We start from the raw sequence: 17,528 nt of genomic DNA on the forward strand, positions 1-17,528 counted from the left end.
ACTCTCCAAGGGTGAGAGGATAAACCGATGTTGGTCATGGCGGTGCTCTTGTTTTTGGCCCTCCCCGCGTCCCCGCAGACCGCGGCCGCGACGCTCCTGGTCGACGCCCGGGATCAGAATGGCGCCCCGCTGCCCGGCGTGGTGGTCACGGTGACGAGCGAGGAAACCGGGCTGCAGCGCGCCGCGACGACGGCGAACGAAGGGACCGCCTGGCTGGTGCGGCTGCCGGCCGGCACCTATACGCTGTCGGCGGTCCGCGGCGGATTCAAGACCGAGGTGGTGCGCAACGTCCGGCTGGACGCCAGTGCCGACGCGCGGATCGCGCTGGTCTTCAAGGCCGGGGCGTATACGGAAGAGGTGGTGGTCGAGGCGGATGCCTCGACGCTGACGATTGGCAACAGCGCCGTCGGCGCCATCTTCGACGCGGCGACGCTGCAGGCGCTGCCCGTGCCCGAGCGCGAAGTCCTGGAATTCGCCGGCCAGGCGGCCGGGGTGGCGCCGCCGGCCCCCGGGTCGCGCCTGTCGACGCAGGGGAACACCGGCGTGAACAGCGCCGGGGCGCGCGAGTCCTCGAACAACTACCTGCTCGACGGCCTCGACAACAACGACCAGTTCCTCAACCGCCTGGTAATCAATCCCAGCCTCGACGCGGTGCAGGAGTTCTCGCTGCTGCAGAACACCTACGACGCGGAGCACGGCCGCAGCGCCGGCGCGCAGTTGAACATGGTGCTGAAGTCGGGGACGCGCGCCGTGCACGGCACGCTGTACGAGTTCTTCCGCGACTCGGCCCTGGATGCGCGGCCCGCGCTGGCGCCTGCGGACCTGCCGAAGCCCGAGCGGCAGCGCCATCAGTTCGGCGGGACGATCGGCGGGCCGCTGTGGCTGCCGCTGTCGTTCTACTTCGTCAGCGCGGAAGCGATCAACGGCCGCGAGGCGGACACGCGGCTGGCGCACGTGCCCACCGCGGCCGAGCGGGCCGGCGACTTCAGCGCCTCCGGGATCTCCGTCCGCGATCCGTTCACCGGACAGCCGTTCACCGGCAACGTCATTCCGACGCCGCGGCTCAGCGCCGCGGGCCAGGCCGCGGCGAATCTCTATCCGCTGCCCAACGTCCCCGGCGCGCAGACCAACTTCGCGGCGTCGCCGCTGGCCAACCGCGCCGCCGCGCAGTTCACGATCAAGACGGATCACAGCGTGTGGCAGGGCAGCCCGCTGATGCTGCGCTACAGCTTCAGCCGTGACGATCGGGATCAGCCGTTCCCGGTCCGGGCGCGCAATCTCCCCGGGTTCGGCATCTCGGTGCTCGATCAGGGGCACAACGCCGCGGGGGGACTGACCAAGGCGTTCACCGCGCGGCTCTTCAACGAACTGCGCGTCGGCGTCAACGCGCTGCGCCGCGAGAACCTGCCGCAAAGCGCCGGCAGCGACCGGTTCGCGGCGCTCGGGATCACCGGACCGGCGATCAGCGGATCGGATCTCGGCTACCCGACACTCGTCGTCCCCGGGTTCGAGACGCTCGGCGACGACCCCAACCTGCCGGTCGTCCGCCGCACGCGCACGCTTCACATCAGCGACACGCTCACGCTCGATCGCGGGCGGCATCACATCAAGACCGGCGGCGAGATCCGCCGCTACCGATCGGACGGGTACAACCATCTCTTCGCGCGCGGCCAGGCGACCTTCACCGGCGCCTTCAGCGGATCGCCGTTGGGCGATCTCCTGCTCGGATTCCCCACCGTCACGCTCCTCGGCGTCAACGACAACCGCCAGGCGCTGCGCACCTGGTCCGCCTACGGCTTCCTCCAGGACGACTGGCGTGCCGGCCGCCGGCTGACGGTCAACGCCGGCGTGCGCTACGAGTTCAACGCCCCGGCGTACGACACGGACGATCGAATGCGGATCCTGGATCTCTCCTCGCTGCAGCTCCGGCAGGTCGGCGAGGACGGCATCTCGCGATCCGGGCTGCGCGCCGATCGCGACAACGTCGCGCCGCGGCTCGGCGTGAGCTGGGATCTGACGGGAAGCGGCAACTGGGTGGCGCGCGGCGGCTACGGCATGTTCTACGACGCCGCCACGCTGATCGAGAACTCCGCGCTGTACTTCAACCCGCCGTACTGGACGCTGTCGTTGTGGGTGCCGAACCCGGCACCGGTCACGCTGGCCAATCCCTTCCCCGCCGGCCGCGCGATCTCGCCGCGTCCGGCGATCAACACGATCGATCCGCAGATTCGCACGCCGTACGCACAGGAAGCGTCGGCCGGCCTCGACGGCGTGGTGAAAGGCACGTCGTTCGCCGCCCGGTACGTCACCTCGTACGGCTACGACCTGACGCGGAAGCGGAATCTGAACCAGGCGGCGCCGGGCCCGGGGACGATCGACTCGCGGCGGCCGATCGCGACGCTCGGCGACGTGCTGCTGGTCGAATCGACCGCGTCGTCCAGCTATCACGCGCTGCAGTTGACGGTGACCCGGCGCGGCCGCGCCGCGATGCTGCGCGGCGCCTACACCCTGTCGAAGTCGATGGACGACACGTCGGCGTTCCTGGCCACCGACGGCGATGACAACACGCCTCAGAACAGCCGCGACCTGGCCGCCGAATGGGGGCCGTCGGACTTCGACGTCCGTCAACGCTTCGTGTTCACCGCCAGCCTGGCGACGCCGGACGCCGGCCTGCCGGCCGTGCTGCGCAACTGGCAGGCGAGCGCCGTCTTCACCGCGCAGTCGGGACGGCCGTTCACGCCCCGCGTCAGCTTCGACAACAGCAACACGGGCAATGTCGGCGGCGGCACCTTCGCGTACGACCGGCCCAACGTGGTGCCCGCGTCGAGCACGGCGCTGCCGCCGCCGGGCGCCCGCACCTACGGCGGCCGCACCTTCGTCATCGCGCCGCAGTACACGTTCGGCAATGCCGGGCGGAACAGTCTCGTCGGCCCGGGGTACGCGACGCTCGACGCGATGATCAGCCGGCGCATTCAACTTCCGCGGCGGCGGCAGCTCACGCTCCGCGTCGAGCTGTTCAATGCGCTCAACCGCCGCAACCTGCAGCTGCCCGACAGCTTCGTCGACCGCGTCACGTTCGGCCGGTCGCTCGCCGCGTACGCGCCGCGGCAGGTGCAGCTCGCCGCCCGCTTCACGTTCTGATCCGGCTTGCGGCGGCGGCCGCCGTTGGTCAGGATTCGCGCGTTCACGCTTCCCGGAGGTGAGATGCCGAGAGCTGTCTGGATCGCCGTCGCCGCTGCCCTGAGCCTCTATCTCGGGGCGTTCTCGACGGCCGCCGCTCGTGACGCGCAGGACGTCCCCGCCGCCCAGCAACCGCCGCCTCCGGCGGGCGCCGGTCGGGGACGCGGGCCGGGACGCCAGATGGTCAACGAGACGAGCGACTTCTCCCCCAAGCCGCCGTACCTGCCCCGGCGCCCCGAGGAACAGGCGCGCGGCTTCATGCTCCCGGTCGGCTATCGGATGGAGCTGGTCGCGTCAGATCCGGACGTCATCAGTCCCGCGGTGATCGAATTCGATGGCAACGGCCGCATGTACGTCAGCGAGCTGATCAGCTACATGATGGACGCCGAAGCCTCGCGACAGCACGAGCCGATCAGCCGCATCAGCCGCTGGGAGAGCACCAGGGGGGACGGCAGATTCGACAAGCACACCGTGTTCGTCGACAACGTCGTCGCTCCCCGCATGATCCTGCCGCTCCAGGACGGCGTCATCCTCACCAGCGAAACCGACTCCGACGACATCGTCAAGTGGACCGACACGAATGGCGACGGCGTGGCCGACAAGCGCGAAGTCGTCTTCACCGGCATCGGCCAGAGCGGCGACTCGAACATCGAGCACCAGAAGGCGGGCCTGCTCTGGAACATGGACAACTGGATCTACACCACCTACAACCCGTTCCGCATCCGCTGGACGCCGAACGGGTTCCTGCGCGAGCCGACGGGCGCGAACGGCGGCCAGTGGGGACTCGCGAGTGACGACGATGGAAAACCGTGGTTCGTGGATGCGGGCGGCGAGCGCGGGCCGATGAACTTCCAGTACCCGATCCACTACGGGTCGTTCACGCCCTGCCCGCCGGCGGGCGGCCGCGGCGCCGGCCGCGGCGGCCGGGCCGGCGCCGCGCCGGCGCCGAACCCGAACTGTCCGCCGGGGATGGAGAGCGGGTTCGAAAAAGACTTCGCGGTGGTCTGGCCCGCGCCGGGCATCGGCGACATGCAGGGGGGCCTCTTCCGCACGCGCATGCCGGCGCAGAATCTCAATCACTTCACCGCCACGACCGGGCCGGCGATCTTCCGCGGCGACGCGCTGCCGGCGGATCTCAAGGGGCACCTCCTCTTCGCCGAGCCGGTCGGACGGCTGATCCGCCGCGCCGCGGTCGACGACATCGAGGGGCTGACGCAACTGCGGAACGTGTATCCGCAGTCGGAGTTCCTCAACTCGGAGGATCAGTTGTTCCGGCCGGTGAACATCAGCAACGCGCCGGACGGCACGCTCTATATCGCCGACATGTACCGCGGCATCATCCAGGAGCGCGAGTGGTCCGGCCCCGGGGAATACCTGCGCGCGAAGATCGAGCAGTATCAGCTGGACAAGGTCGCGTCGTACGGACGGATCTGGCGCCTCCGCTACGATGGCCGTCCCGCGGTGCCCACGACGAGCACCAACCTGGGGCAGCCCGCCATTCCGGCGATTACCCCGAACTTCGCGCCGCCGCGGATGTACAGCGAGACCCCGGCGCAGCTGGTCGCGCACCTGTCGCATCCCAACGGCTGGTGGCGCGACATGGCGCAGCGGCTGCTGATCCTGCAGCAGGACAGGTCGGTCGTGCCCGCGCTGCAGCAGCTGGCGCGGTCGTCGAACCCACCCTCGCCGCCCGGGGCCGCGTCGGCGAGCGACAACCTGCTCGCCCGGGTCCACGCGATCTGGACGCTCGAAGGGCTCGGCGCGCTCGACGCGGCGCTGGTGCGCGAGATGATGGGAGACCAGAGTCCACGGATGCGCATTCAGGCGATGCGCGCGAGCGAGACGCTGTACAAGAACGGCGACAAATCGTTCGCGGACGATTACCGCCGCCTGTCGACGGATCCGGAGACGAACGTCGCGATCCAGGCGCTGCTGTCGGCCAGTCTGTTCAAGCTCAAGGACCTTCCCGATCTCGTCAAGGGCGCACAGGCCGCGAACCCGGCCAAAGGCCTGGCGCTCATCGGCAGCCGGTTGCTGACCCCGCCGGTCACCTTCGGCAGTGGACGGCGCGGAGGGGCGCTGACACCCGCGGAGCAGAAGCGCCTGCAGCACGGCAGCGAGGTCTACGGCGCGGTCTGCTTCGCGTGCCATGGCGACGACGCGCTCGGCGCGCCGCTGGCGGGTGCGGCGCCGGGGACGATGATGGCTCCCCCGCTCGCCGGCTCCGCACGCGTCCAGGGACATCGCGACTACATCGTCAAAGTGCTCTTGAAAGGGTTGACCGGCCCGATCGATGGAAAGGTCTATCCCGATCTGATGGTGCCGCTGGACAACAGCGACGAGTGGGTCGCGGGAATCGCGTCGTTCGTCCGCACCAGCTTCGGCAACAGCGGCGACCTGGTGACGCCGGCCGACGTCGCGCGCGTCCGCGCCGAGATCGCAGGCCGCAGGACGCCGTGGACGCTCGCCGAGCTGGACGCGACATTGCCGCGTCCGCTCGACCCCCTGCAGCTCAAACTGTCGGCCAGCCACGGCAACGAAAGCAGCGCCGCCGCGGCGTCCCTGCGCGGATGGAGCACCGGGGTGCCGCAGAAGCCCGGCATGTGGTTCCGCATCGAGCTGCCGCAGACGGCGAACGTGACCGAGCTGCAGTTCGAATCTCCCGGACCGCCGGCCGGTCGTGGCGGCGGACGGGCGCAGGCGCCGCCGGGAACACCGCCGCCGCCCCCCGTCTACGGCTACCCGCGCGGCTACTCGGTGCAGCTGTCGATGGACGGCAGGACGTGGGGCAAACCGGTCGCCACGGGCGAGGGAGGCGGAGGCCTGCGCACGACGATCGCGTTCCCTGCCGCGCCGGCCAGGTTCGTGCGCATCATGCAGATCGACAACATCCCGGACGCGCCGCCATGGTCGATCCGGAACCTGCGCGTGTTCGCGGCGCCCGGACCGGGCGGCACGAAGTAGCCGCCGGATTCCTGCTAGATCGCTTCTGCTGTGTAGGCGCCGTTGACCATGCGGCGGATGCCCAGCGGATTGCGATTCTGGAGCGCCGGCGGCAGCCGATCGTCCGGGACGTTCTGGTAACACACCGGCCGCGCGAACCGCAGCATCGCGGCGGTGCCGACCGAGGTGAACCGCGCGTCGGTGGTCGCCGGATACGGCCCGCCGTGATTCATCGCCGGCGCGACTTCGACGCCTGTGGGAAATCCATTGAAGACGATCCGGCCGGCCTTCTGCTCGAGGTCCGCGAGCAGCCCGCCGAACGCCTCCAGGTCCCCGGCGTCTGCATGGACGGTTGCCGTGAGCTGCCCCTCGAGCGACCTGACGCAGCGAGCGATCTCGGCCGCGTCGGCGCATTGAATGACCAGCGTGAATGGTCCAAAGGCCTCGATGGCGAGTTCCGGCGACGCCAGGAACCGTGCGCCGGTCGTGACGCCGACGCTGGGCGCCGCCTGCGTCTTGTCGGCCGCCGCCACGGCGGATGACACCGCGGCGACGGTGACGCCTGCGGCGTGCGCCACGCGATCGCGATGCTCGACGAACGCATCCCGGATGCCGGGCGTCAGCATCGTCCCGCACGGCGCGGCGGCGACCGCGGCGCCGAGCGCCGTCATGAACTGATCCGCGTCAGCGCCCTGCGGAACGAAGACCAATCCGGGCTTGGTGCAGAACTGCCCTACGCCGAGCGTGAACGACGCGAGCAGCCCCTCGGCGATGGCGGCGCCGCGCGCGCGCAGCGCGGCGGGCAGAACGAGGAGAGGGTTCAGACTGCTCATCTCCGCGAACACCGGAATCGGGCGCGGCCGCGAGGCCGCGGCATCGAACAGCGCGCGGCCTGCCGCGTGCGATCCGGTGAAGCCCACCGCGGCCGCGGCGTCGTGCCGGACCATCGCGACGCCGACCGTGGCGCCGCCGCCGTGAATCAGCGAGAACACGCCGCCCGGCAGGGCGCAGCGCTGCGCCGCGCGGCCGATGGCGCGCCCCACGATCTCCCCGGTGCCGGGGTGCGCGCGATGAGCCTTGACGACGACGGGGCATCCGGCGGCCAGCGCCGACGCGGTGTCGCCGCCGGCGGCGGAAAAGGCGAGCGGAAAGTTGCTCGAGCCGAATACGACGACGGGGCCCAGGGGCAGGAGCATCCTCCGCAGATCGGGCCGCGGAAGCGGCTGCCGATCCGGCAGCGCCGTGTCGATGCGGGCGTCGACCCAGGAGCCTTCCCGCACGACCTGGGCGAAGAGCCGCAACTGGCCGCAGGTCCTGGCGCGCTCCGACTGGATGCGCGCCGCGGGCAATCCGGTTTCCGCGGTGGCCCGCGCGACGAGTGCGTCGCCCGCCGATTCGATCTCCGCGGCGATCGCATCGAGGAAGGCGGCGCGCGTTTCTGCGGGCCTGGCGCGGTAGTCGACGAACGCGTCCGCCGCCGCGCGCATCGCGGCGTCCACTTCCGCCGCCGATGCCTCGTAAAAGTCGGGTGCGATCTCGATCCCGAGCGCAGGATCGAAGGCCCTGAATGACGAACCTGCCGTCGCCGCCGGACTACCGGCGATCAGGCTTGTGCCGTGAATGTGCATGAGGGAATCACTCGCTGCGCTCGTTCGCGCATCAGGCGCCCGGCGGCGCCACCGTGTTGACCAGCGTGCCCACTGGTTCGAGGGTGATCCGGATCTCGTCACCCGCCGCCAGCGTGAACGCGTCCGGGGGCACGATGCCGGTGCCGGTCATGAGGTAACAGCCATCGGGAAAGCTGTTGTCGCGGAACAACCACTCGGCAAGCGACGGCAGCGGCCGTTTGATCCGGCCGATCGTCGTCTCTCCGCTGAACACCGGCGCGCCGCCGCGCGCGATCGCGATGCCGATCGTCGCCTCCGGCCCGGGGAGCGCGCGATCGATGACCAGACAGGGACCGAGCGCCGCGCTGCCGGCGTAGACCTTCGCCTGCGGCAAGTACAGCGGGTTCTCCCCTTCGATGTCGCGCGAGCTCATGTCGTTGCCGATCGTATAGCCGAAGATCGTACCGCGGCTGTTGATGGCCAGCGTCAGCTCCGGTTCGGGCACGTTCCAGCGTGAATCGGATCGGATCCGGACCGGCTCGCCCGGCCCGACGACCCGGTGCGGCGTCGCCTTGAAGAAGAGCTCGGGCCGGTCGGCTTCGTAGACCCGATCGTAGAAGCTGCCGCCGCCGGCGTCCTTCGACTCTTCCATGCGCGCCGTGCGGCTGCGGTAATACGTGACGCCGGCCGCCCAGACTTCCTGCGAGAGCAGCGGCGGCCGCAACCGGTCCGGCGCCTGCGTCCGCGAGCCGCGATCGAACAGCGCCGCGGCCTCGCCGTGCGGATCGCCGGCGCGGAAGATCCCGTCGATGGCGGCGACGTCCGGAACGCCGGCGAAGACGCCGTCGCGTTCGAGCGTCAAGCCGGATGTCGTGGCGTAGAGGCGTATCACGGCTGCTCCTGGATGCGGCGAAGCGACACTGGCGTTCAGTACGTGGCGCGGCCGCCGCTCAGATCGAACACCGCGCCGGTGGTGAACGAGTTCTCCTTCGAGACCAGCCAGGCCACCATCGAAGCCAGCTCCTCGACCAGCACGAAACGGCCGCGCGGGATCTTCGAGAGCATGAAATCGATGTGCGACTGCGGCACCTGCTCGAGGATGCGCGTCCTCGCCGCCGCCGGCGTGACGCAGTTCACCGCGATATCGTCGCCGGCCAGCTCCTTGCCGAGCGATTTCGTCAGGGCGATCACCCCCGCCTTCGACGCGCTGTATCCCGACGCGTTCGGATTGCCTTCCTTGCCGGCAATCGAGGCGATGTTGACGATGCGGCCGTAGCGCTGCGCCCGCATGTGCGGAATGACGGCGCGGCAGCAGAGAAAGACGCCGGTGAGATTCACCTCGATGACCTGGCGCCACGCGTCCACGGGGTGCTCCCAGATCGGCACCGTGGCCCCGGCAATCCCCGCGTTGGCGACGAGGATGTCGATCCCGCCGAACCGTTCCACGGTGCCGCCCGTCGCCGCGTCGACCTGCGCTTCGCTGGCGACGTCGACCGTCGCGGTGTGCACCTCGCCCCGCCGATCGAGCTCGCGGGCGGTGCCGGCCAGCGTCTCGGCGTCACGGTCCCACAGCGACACCCGGGCGCCCGAGTCGAGCAGGCGCTCCGCGATCGCGCGGCCGAATCCCTGCGCACCGCCGGTCACGATCGCCCGTTGTTCCTTGAGGTCGTATTGGTTCATATGCTGGTACGGTGAGGCGCAGTCTACCGCGTTTGTGGCAGTATGTGCCTCGCGCATGGAGGGAGGTCCGCACCCGTGTTCCTGCTGATGCTCGCACTCGTTCTGACGGCCGGCGCCGGTCAGGCGCCCGCGCCGAGCCGGACGCCGTCAACGCCCGTCGCGATCTTCGACGGGAAGAGCTTCGCCGGATGGGAGGGGGATCTGGCGATCTTCCGCGTCCAGGATGGCGCGATCGTCGGCGGTTCGCTGGAGCGGAAGATTGCGCGAAACGAATTCCTCTGCACCACGAAAACGTATGGTGACTTCGAGCTGCGGCTGAAGGTGAAGCTGCTCGGAGGAGACGGGGCCAACGCCGGCATCCAGTTCCGCACCAGACGCATCCCGAACGATCACGAGGTCTCGGGGTATCAGGCGGACATGGGCACCGGCTGGTGGGGCGCGCTCTACGACGAATCACGGCGGAACAAGGTACTCAAGGGTCCCGACCAGGAGAAGATGAAGGGCGTCGTCAAGGCCGGCGACTGGAACGATTACGTGATCCGGGCCGAGGGCCGGCGGATTCAGCTTTGGATCAACGGCGTTCAGACGGTCGATTACGTCGAAGAAGACCCGGCGATCGAAACCAGCGGCGTCATCGCCCTGCAGATCCACGGCGGCCCGCCCAGCGAGGCGTGGTACAAGGACATCACCCTGCTGGATCTGTCCTCCCGGTAGACTTATTTTCGCAGCTCCGCGAGCTTGACCTCGGCCCCGCCGCGCTCCGCGCTCAACTGCGCCGCCGTCATGAACTCGAAGACCTCCACGGTCTGCGCCACGTCCACGGGGGGCCGGCCCGTGTGGAAGAACTCGGCGATGGCGGCGACGATGCCCTCGTTGTCGGCCGTGCCTTTCGTCTCGACCGTACCGGTCGTGCCCGTGATCCGGATCAGCGGCTGCATCGAATCCGCTTTCGGCAGGCCGCGGAAGCGGCCGACGCGTCCGTCCCGCCACGTGCACGTCGTGACGTCGATCTCCCCTTCCTTCCGCCTGGCCAGGCTGGTACACCCCGTCCCCATCACCGCATAGAGCGCCTCGACGCCGTGGATCCCGTAGTAGAACAGGTCCGGGTGAAATTCGAGCGGCTGCAGCAGGTACGTCGCTTCGACCGTCCGCATCGATCCGCGCGCCGCATCGCGAAGTCCGGGAATGTCCCGGTGAAAACGAACCGACGACGCGCTGAAGAACGGCGTGCGCGTTTGCCGCGACAACGCGACGATGCGGCGGACGTCGTCGAGACTCGCGGCGAGCGGCTTGTCGATGAAGACGCGCTTCCCGGCCTTGAACACCGGGGTGGCCTGCGCGAGGTGCGGACGGCCGTCGACGCTCGTCAGCAGAACGACATCCACTTTCGACAGCAGCGTGTCGATGCTGTCCACGATCTCGACGCCGTCCCCCTGGATGGTTCTGGCAAACCCCTCGAGACGCGTCGCACTCAGCGGCAGGTCCGGGCTGCCGCCTTTGAACGCGGCGACCACCTTGACCTTCCATTCGGGGTGGGCGTGAAGGATCCTGACGAACTGCGGCACGTGGGACGTGTCGGTGCCGATGATCCCGGCGCGCAGCTCCTTCGCGGCCCAGGGCGGGGATTCCCGCGCACTCTGGGACGCGGCCAAGGCGAGAACGACTGCCAGCAGCACTCTGATCATGCCGGGATTCTAGTCCGAAGAAGGTCGCAGTTGCGTGGAAGCTGCCATACGATAGGCGGGTCATTTCCGGTGGAGATTACCCATATGACCATGACCCGCAGAAGTGCTCTCGCCGCGTTCGCCATGTTCGCGGAGCTGATGGCCTCGACCCGTGACGCCGACGCGCAAACGCCTGCCACGCCGGCGCGCGCGCCGATCAAGTTCGATCTCCCGAATCTTGCGATGGACGGTTGGGAGGTGACCATCAGCCACGTCGATTTCGCGCCGGGGCGCGTGGGTTCGGCGCATCGGCACGCGGGCTTCGTTCTCGCGTACGTGCTGAAGGGAGAAATCCTGACGAAGATTTCAGCCCAGGGGCCGGCGAAGATCTACAAAGCAGGAGAGATGTTCTTCGAGCCGCCGGGGTCGGTGCACGAAGAGTCCGGCAATCCCAGCCAGACGGAGCCCGCCCAGCTGCTCGCGATGATCTTCGCGAAAAAGGGATCGACGCTGACGACGCCCGTCGGCCGCGGGGGCGACGAGTAGAGCAAGCGCTTCGCTTTGAAACCTTCCTGGCGGCAGCGGTCTCTGCTGACATGCTGTCCGCTCTTGCGGTGATCCTTCTCGGGCTCGTCGCAGCGGTTTCTCGAACGACGCCCGACTTCACCGGCCGCTGGGTGCTCCGTTCCTCCGTCGTCGCGCCCGACACGGCTCGGGTGCTGGTGGTCGAGCAGTCGGCAGGCGATGATCGAATCCGAATTGTTCGCATCTCTCGATGGACAACTGGAACGTGACCATCGCCACGTCGGTTTCCGTGGACGCGTGGCTCGGCACACCGGCATGCCGCGCGCGCTGGCACGAACGTGGGTCAGCGGAACTCGGTCTGGGCCGACTGCGCGACGATCTTCTCCAGGAACACGAAAGTTCTTGACAGCTTCCAGGAACCAGTCGCGATCGCATCTGCAGATGCCGCCAGGAATGCCCGATGGACGCGCTGAACGCCGCCACCATGAGCGAGCGCGCGGCGTCCGGCGTTTGAAGTGGGTCACGCCTCGTCGGCGCGTGTGGCGCGATCGTCGTCCACCCGAAATGACGATGGTATACAGGTGCATGACGCACGAAAGATCGTTCGCTGACCTCTCAGATTCAGACCTCATCGCCGAAGCGCGGCATCTGGCGGCAAACGAACGCACGGCGACCGCGGCGCTGATCGCATGCCTGGCGGAGCTCGACGCACGACGGCTGCATCTCGGGATGGGCTATTCGTCGCTGCACGACTACTGCGCGAAAGCGCTGCGTCTCACCGACTATGCGGGCTACGCGCGGATCGAAGCGGCACGCGTGGCCCGGCGATTCCCCCTGGCGCTCGACCTTCTGCGGGACGGTTCGATCAATCTGACGACGATCTCGCTGCTTGGACGGCACCTCACGGCCGAGAATCACGGCCGGGTTCTCCGGGCCGCCGTTCACAAGAGCAAGCGCGAGATCGAGATCCAGGTGGCGGCACTGCGACCGCTTCCCGATGCTCCCGCGATTGTCCGCAAGCTTCCGGCGGCGCCACCCGCTGTCGCAGCACCTCCTGCCCCGGCACTGCCGGCGGTATTGTCGTCGCCACTCCTGGAGGAGCAGACTGCCGGCCCACTCGCGTGCGTCGTTCCGCCGCGGCCAAGGCAAAGCGAAGCGCCGCGAGTACCCACTCGCCCGCCGGCGCCCGTGACGCCACTCGCGCCGCAGCGCTTCAAGGTGCAGCTGACCATCGGACAGGAGACGCACGACAAGCTGCGGCGTGTGCAGGACCTGTTGCGCCACTGCGTGCCCTCGGGCGATCCCGCGGTCATCTTCGACCGCGCGCTGACTCTGCTGCTCCGCGATCTGGAGCGGCGGAAGCTTGGGGCCGTCGACCGCGCGCGCGCGGACGGCACGGCGTCGCCGGACTCGCGGCACGTCCCCGCTTCGGTGAAGCGCGCCGTCTGGGCCCGCGACGGCGGTCAGTGTGCGTTCGTCGGAACTGAAGGCCGCTGCACGGCCCGCGGGTTCCTCGAGCTGCATCACGTCGAACCCTTCGCGCTCGGCGGCCCGACGACGATCGACAACCTGCAGCTGCGCTGCCGGGCGCACAACGCGTATGAAGCGGAGATGGAGTTCGGCGCGTTCGTGTTGCGAGAGAAGGCAGTGGGGTACCTGGACTACTCAACTGGGTCCGGACCCAGTTGAGCGCTTGCTGCTCAATCCAGCGTGCTGTCGGTGGTCGCCGCGCGCCTGGCGACGTCCCATTCGTGCAGAGGCCGAGGACAGAGCCGTTTCAGGGTAATCACGGGTTCGAATCCCGTTGCGACATCGAACTCGTGGCGAGGCTGATAATCTCCCAGGACCGCGATGCTGGATTTCATTCGCATGTCGGTCGAGATCGTCTCCCACACCATCCATTGGCCGCGGCTGTGGGCCGCACTGGGTATTGTGCTCGCCGCTGGGACACTTGCGCAGATTCGCCCGCGCCAGGCAGCCGCCCTCTCGCCCACTCGCTGGATCTGCGAGATAACCGCGCTCGTCTTAGGGCCGCTATCTATGCTGGTGTGGGGTTGGTACGTGTGGCCACCTAATGGAAGCTACTCGCCGCACGAAGCTGCCAACCTGCGAGTACTCGACTGCCTGGCAGTCGCTTCGGTCGCTGTCGCGGCAGGACTCGTATGGCGGCACCGGACGCGCCTGTGGCGTACGCTGTTCCTGGCTACACTGTCGCTGTTGTGGGCGTCGGGCGCGTTTGAAACGGCGTTCATGGCTATCAGGAACACCTGGCCGTGAGCTAGCCCTTCAACCCCTGCGGCTTCCAAGCGCGGCACGCCGAACAGACCTTTCCTGTCACTCCGGCTTTGATGCTGACTGCCACCGTTAGCCTCGCTTCGGCTCCATGCGCCACACGATCAGCTTGGTTGATTCCCGGGCCATCGGTCCTTCGGTCTACAGGGAATCAGCGCGATGATTCCTCCGCTTCCTCGTCCTCTGACGAGTCGAGCCATTCGCGCATCTCTCGCTGCCGATTCTCTCTTTCCCGCCTTCCCCTGCCTTCCATGACCCCGAAGATGGCCATTCCGAGCACCAGCCCGAACACGATCGCGGTGGGGCGAAGATGCCGCGCTGGAATGAAACCGCTTTCAGGGATGACGACCGCAACCGATCCGAGGAACGCCACCACGGCGAGCACAAGCATAGTGCGCCAAGAGAACCGAACGTCGCCGCCGTAAGCCATTCCTTGCAGCGCGAGGAATACCGCGCTGAGCAGTCCGGCCGAGAGAATGCCGCCGATCACGAAGGCGATGGCCTGAATCAGCATCGGGGTGAGGTGCGGGCGCTGGCCCGACGCAGCGCATCGTAGCAGACTCAGGCTGGCCGCCTCGCGTATCGTTCGATCTCACCGCACGTCCCCAAGACGCCATTCAGCGCGTCCGGTTCGGGCCTTTCGGATTCATATTGTCTCTGGGGCGGCCACACGGAGTCAGCTACACTTTTGAGACGGCGATCGAGAGCAGCAGCGCGTTTACGTCCAGGCAAGGAGGCGCCATGTTGCAACTCATACGCTCTGCCTGCCAGCTATCGGGGAGCGCGTTAGTGCGCAAGGCCCTGCTGCTCGTCGCGTGCGGCATTCTCTGGTCAGATACTTCCATTGCTCAACCCACAGATTTTCTGCTCGCGCCAGGTCGCGCGGGACGAGTGGAAATCGGAATGCCCGTCGACGACGTTCGACGGGAATTCGGTGAAGGGAACGTCCGACTGGTTGACCTACGGAAGGAGGGCAGGTTCACGCCCGCGCTTGAGGTACGGCTGCCGAGCCGGCCAGAAATCGCGGCGCTGCTTGTTGACGTCCGCGAGTGGCCATGCGCGGAATTCGCGGTTTGGGGCGTAAATGTGAAGGACCCGCGATTCCGAACTCGCGAAGGGCTCGGAGTCGGGTCCACCCTCGCCGAGCTGCGACGTGCCTACGAGATCAAGATCACCGAAGAGGAGGGACACGCCGCGATCGTGACAGCGCTGAGGATGACGTTCTCGATGACCACTGGAAACCCGCTTGACCAGCAGCGGGTCCTGTCCGTGTGGCTCTGGCCGGATCCGATTGGGGTGCACACGCGGCGTTGCCCGGAGCGGCCGATTGGCAAGTAAGGCTTTCAGGCGAGGTGCGAAAGCTCACGCCACGCGTACCCCAAGCCGACGTGGCGGCGTTCGTATCCGCGCTGATGACCGATGCCAATGGCGCGGCGCGGACGTCGTCGGCATGTGTCCCTAGCGCCGTCGCTCACGCAGGCTGCGCCACGGCTCGTCGTCATAGCAGTCCACGAGGAAGGGCCCCTTCGCCTGGGCGGGCGAGAGAATGGCCAGGAAGGTCATCGGCTTCTTCGACCGGTTGTGAATCGCGTGCACCACGCCTTTCGGGATGAAGGCGATCTCCCCCGCTTTGAGCCGCCGCTTCTCCCGATCCACCCACTGCTCGGCCACGCCGTCCAGCACGTAGATGATCTCTTCGCGCTCGGGATGGTAGTGGAAGTCGTGACCGGCGCCGGGCCGCATCCTGACGCGCACGAGCGTCAGCTGTTCCGCCGCCGTCACATCGGGGTCTGACAACCACCAGTGCTTGCCCCACGGCGACAATTCCACGCGCGCCTTCGCCGATGTGACAAAGCGCAGCGCCCTGCTCTCGATCATGTCCTTTGCGCTCATCGACCAGTCCTTCGTATGCGCTTGAACATGCGGATCTGCTCGGCGATGGCGCGTTCGGCCGGCAGGCGTTCGACGGAGCTCGCACCATAGAAGCCATCGACGCCGCGGCACTTCGTGATGATGTATTCCGCGTCGGGCGGTTCCGAGATCGGGCCGCCGTGGCAGATGACGAGGACGTCCGGATTGACGCCGCGCGCGGCATCCGCGATCTGCTGGATCCGCGTGACGCAATCATCCAGCGTCTTCGAGCTCTTCGCCCCGATCGATCCCCCGGTGGTGACGCCCATGTGGGCCACGATGAGGTCGGCTCCGGCGCCGGCCATGCGCTCGGCCTCCGACGGATTGAAGACGTAGGGGGTCGTCAGCAGATCCATCTCGCGGGCGAGCCGGATGATGTCGACTTCGAGCTGGTAGCTCATGCCGGTTTCCTCGAACGCCTGGCGCATGTCGCCATCGAACAGACCGACCGTCGGGAAGTTCTGAATGCCGGCAAAGCCCAGCGCGCGCAGCTCTTCGAGGAAGAGCCTGGGGATGATGAACGGATCGGTCCCGTTGACCCCGGCGAGCACCGGAGTCCTCTTGACGACAGGAAGCACCTCGTAGGCCATCTCCTTGACGATCTGGTTGGCGTTCCCGTACGCGAGCAGACCCGCGGAGCTGCCGCGGCCGGCCATCCGGTAGCGGCCCGAGTTGTAGACGATCAGCAGGTCGATGCCGCCCGCCTCCTCGCTCACGGCGGACAGCCCTGTCCCGGCGCCGCCGCCGATGATCGGCTCGCCGCGCGCAATCTGCTCGCGGAACCGTTTCAGAATGCCCTGACGCGAATTGTCCACGCTCACCTCTTCAGCAGTTCCAGCAGCTTCGACGCCGCGGCGTCGGCGAAATCCGGATCGTTGATATGACGATCCAGGTCGATCACGTCAATCCCGTGTGCCCCCGCGCGGATCGCATCGTGGAGCGCCGTGCGCGCGAGCGGGTCGTCGAACGGCTGTCCTTCTTTGTCGATCGCCGACACCCCGCGCCCGGGGAGCAGGATGGCGACGGGCCCCGTCGCCGCTGACAACTTCTGCGCGATGCCGGCGCCGATGCGCGCATTCTCTTCCGGCGTGGTCCGCATCAGCGTGACATTCGCGTTGTGCTCGTAGAAGAGACGGTGTTTGAACCTGTCGGGGACCGACTCGGGGGCGTAGAAGTTCACCATGTCGAGCGCCCCCGTGGAGACGACCTGGGGAATGCCGGCGGCGCCCGCCGCGGTCAGACGGTCTGGACCTGCGCTGAGAAAGCCGCCGACGTGCTCGTCCGCGAGTTCGGTGGTCGTGAGGTCGAGTACACCAGCGAAGACGCCTTCACGGACGAGCGACTCCATCGCCTGTCCGCCGTTGCCGGTCGCATGGAAGACCAGGACCTCACAGCCGGCGCGCTCCAGCGTCTGTCGCGCGCGCTCGACGCACGCGGTCGTCACGCCGAACATCGTCGCGGCCACCAGCGGTTTGTCGTCTGCGTGCGGCTCGGGTCGCGGATACCTCACGAGGCCCGCCATCGCGCGAGCTCCCTGCGAGAGCACTTCGCGGCTCACGCGGTTGATGCCCGCGATGTCCACCACCGAGTTGAGCATGAAGATGTCTTTGTCGCCGACGAACTGCCGCACCATGCCGGAGGCGAGCGTGCTGATCATCACCTTCGGCACGCCGAGCGGCAGCGCGCGCATCGCGGCCGTCGCGATGGTGGTGCCCGCCGATCCGCC

At 68.1% G+C, this 17,528-nt stretch carries 16 protein-coding genes; 8 read left to right on the forward strand and 8 right to left on the reverse strand.

The annotated features are described in order from the left end of the window. The first annotated feature begins 27 nt into the window (after positions 1–27). Entirely contained in the window at positions 28–3,141 is a 3,114-nt protein-coding gene (locus VFK57_07670) for a TonB-dependent receptor (GenBank protein HET7695569.1), read from the forward strand. Positions 3,142–3,204: 63 nt separating this feature from the next. Next, entirely contained in the window at positions 3,205–6,144 is a 2,940-nt protein-coding gene (locus tag VFK57_07675) for a hypothetical protein (GenBank protein ID HET7695570.1), read from the forward strand. A gap of 14 nt (positions 6,145–6,158) precedes the next feature. Here the strand turns inward: VFK57_07675 and VFK57_07680 are convergent, their stop codons facing one another. From VFK57_07680 to VFK57_07690, 3 genes are read right to left on the reverse strand one after another with little or no spacing between them, the layout of a single operon-like run. Next, positions 6,159–7,751, reverse strand: coding sequence for an aldehyde dehydrogenase (NADP(+)) (locus tag VFK57_07680; GenBank protein ID HET7695571.1), 1,593 nt, complete (start codon positions 7,749–7,751; stop codon positions 6,159–6,161). A 31-nt stretch (positions 7,752–7,782) separates the two neighbouring features. Next, positions 7,783–8,622 (reverse strand): fumarylacetoacetate hydrolase family protein, encoded by an 840-nt coding sequence (locus tag VFK57_07685; protein ID HET7695572.1) that lies wholly within the window; start codon positions 8,620–8,622, stop codon positions 7,783–7,785. A gap of 35 nt (positions 8,623–8,657) precedes the next feature. After that, on the reverse strand, positions 8,658–9,410 hold the full coding sequence (locus VFK57_07690; GenBank protein ID HET7695573.1) for an SDR family NAD(P)-dependent oxidoreductase: 753 nt from the start codon (positions 9,408–9,410) through the stop codon (positions 8,658–8,660). A gap of 87 nt (positions 9,411–9,497) precedes the next feature. Between VFK57_07690 and VFK57_07695 the strand changes: the two genes are divergently transcribed. Beyond that, complete coding sequence (locus tag VFK57_07695; GenBank protein HET7695574.1) at positions 9,498–10,124, forward strand: DUF1080 domain-containing protein; 627 nt, start codon at positions 9,498–9,500, stop codon at positions 10,122–10,124. Between the two features lie 2 nt (positions 10,125–10,126). Here VFK57_07695 and VFK57_07700 read toward each other — a convergent pair whose 3' ends face one another. Further along, positions 10,127–11,095, reverse strand: coding sequence for a Gfo/Idh/MocA family oxidoreductase (locus tag VFK57_07700; protein ID HET7695575.1), 969 nt, complete (start codon positions 11,093–11,095; stop codon positions 10,127–10,129). 90 nt (positions 11,096–11,185) lie between these two features. Here VFK57_07700 and VFK57_07705 point away from each other — a divergent pair, with 90 nt between their 5' ends. From VFK57_07705 to VFK57_07720, 4 genes are all read left to right on the forward strand, one after another. Continuing rightward, positions 11,186–11,620, forward strand: a complete 435-nt coding sequence (locus tag VFK57_07705) for a cupin domain-containing protein (GenBank protein ID HET7695576.1) — start codon at positions 11,186–11,188, stop codon at positions 11,618–11,620. A 50-nt stretch (positions 11,621–11,670) separates the two neighbouring features. Further along, positions 11,671–11,868 (forward strand): hypothetical protein, encoded by a 198-nt coding sequence (locus VFK57_07710; protein HET7695577.1) that lies wholly within the window; start codon positions 11,671–11,673, stop codon positions 11,866–11,868. A gap of 241 nt (positions 11,869–12,109) precedes the next feature. After that, positions 12,110–13,288, forward strand: coding sequence for an HNH endonuclease signature motif containing protein (locus VFK57_07715; GenBank protein ID HET7695578.1), 1,179 nt, complete (start codon positions 12,110–12,112; stop codon positions 13,286–13,288). A 162-nt stretch (positions 13,289–13,450) separates the two neighbouring features. Next, a complete protein-coding gene (locus VFK57_07720; protein ID HET7695579.1) occupies positions 13,451–13,876 on the forward strand; it encodes a hypothetical protein in 426 nt (141 codons plus the stop codon). 166 nt (positions 13,877–14,042) lie between these two features. Here the strand turns inward: VFK57_07720 and VFK57_07725 are convergent, their stop codons facing one another. Continuing rightward, positions 14,043–14,405: a hypothetical protein gene (locus VFK57_07725; protein ID HET7695580.1), complete on the reverse strand. Its 363-nt coding sequence runs from the start codon at positions 14,403–14,405 to the stop codon at positions 14,043–14,045. Between the two features lie 275 nt (positions 14,406–14,680). Here VFK57_07725 and VFK57_07730 point away from each other — a divergent pair, with 275 nt between their 5' ends. Next, positions 14,681–15,229 carry a hypothetical protein gene (locus VFK57_07730; protein HET7695581.1) on the forward strand — a complete coding sequence of 183 codons (549 nt, stop codon included), beginning with the start codon at positions 14,681–14,683 and terminating at the stop codon, positions 15,227–15,229. Positions 15,230–15,349: 120 nt separating this feature from the next. Here the strand turns inward: VFK57_07730 and VFK57_07735 are convergent, their stop codons facing one another. The 3 genes from VFK57_07735 to VFK57_07745 form a co-directional block, all read right to left on the reverse strand. Next, positions 15,350–15,784, reverse strand: coding sequence for a cupin domain-containing protein (locus tag VFK57_07735; protein ID HET7695582.1), 435 nt, complete (start codon positions 15,782–15,784; stop codon positions 15,350–15,352). Beyond that, positions 15,781–16,617, reverse strand: coding sequence for a phosphoenolpyruvate hydrolase family protein (locus tag VFK57_07740; protein HET7695583.1), 837 nt, complete (start codon positions 16,615–16,617; stop codon positions 15,781–15,783). Before VFK57_07740 ends, VFK57_07735 begins: the two co-directional genes overlap by 4 nt. 2 nt (positions 16,618–16,619) lie before the next feature. Continuing rightward, positions 16,620–17,528, reverse strand: a 909-nt coding sequence (locus VFK57_07745) for a Tm-1-like ATP-binding domain-containing protein (GenBank protein ID HET7695584.1), incomplete at its 5' end; no start/stop codon positions are given.

Source organism: Vicinamibacterales bacterium (assembly GCA_035699745.1).
Lineage (GTDB): Bacteria > Acidobacteriota > Vicinamibacteria > Vicinamibacterales > 2-12-FULL-66-21 > JAICSD01.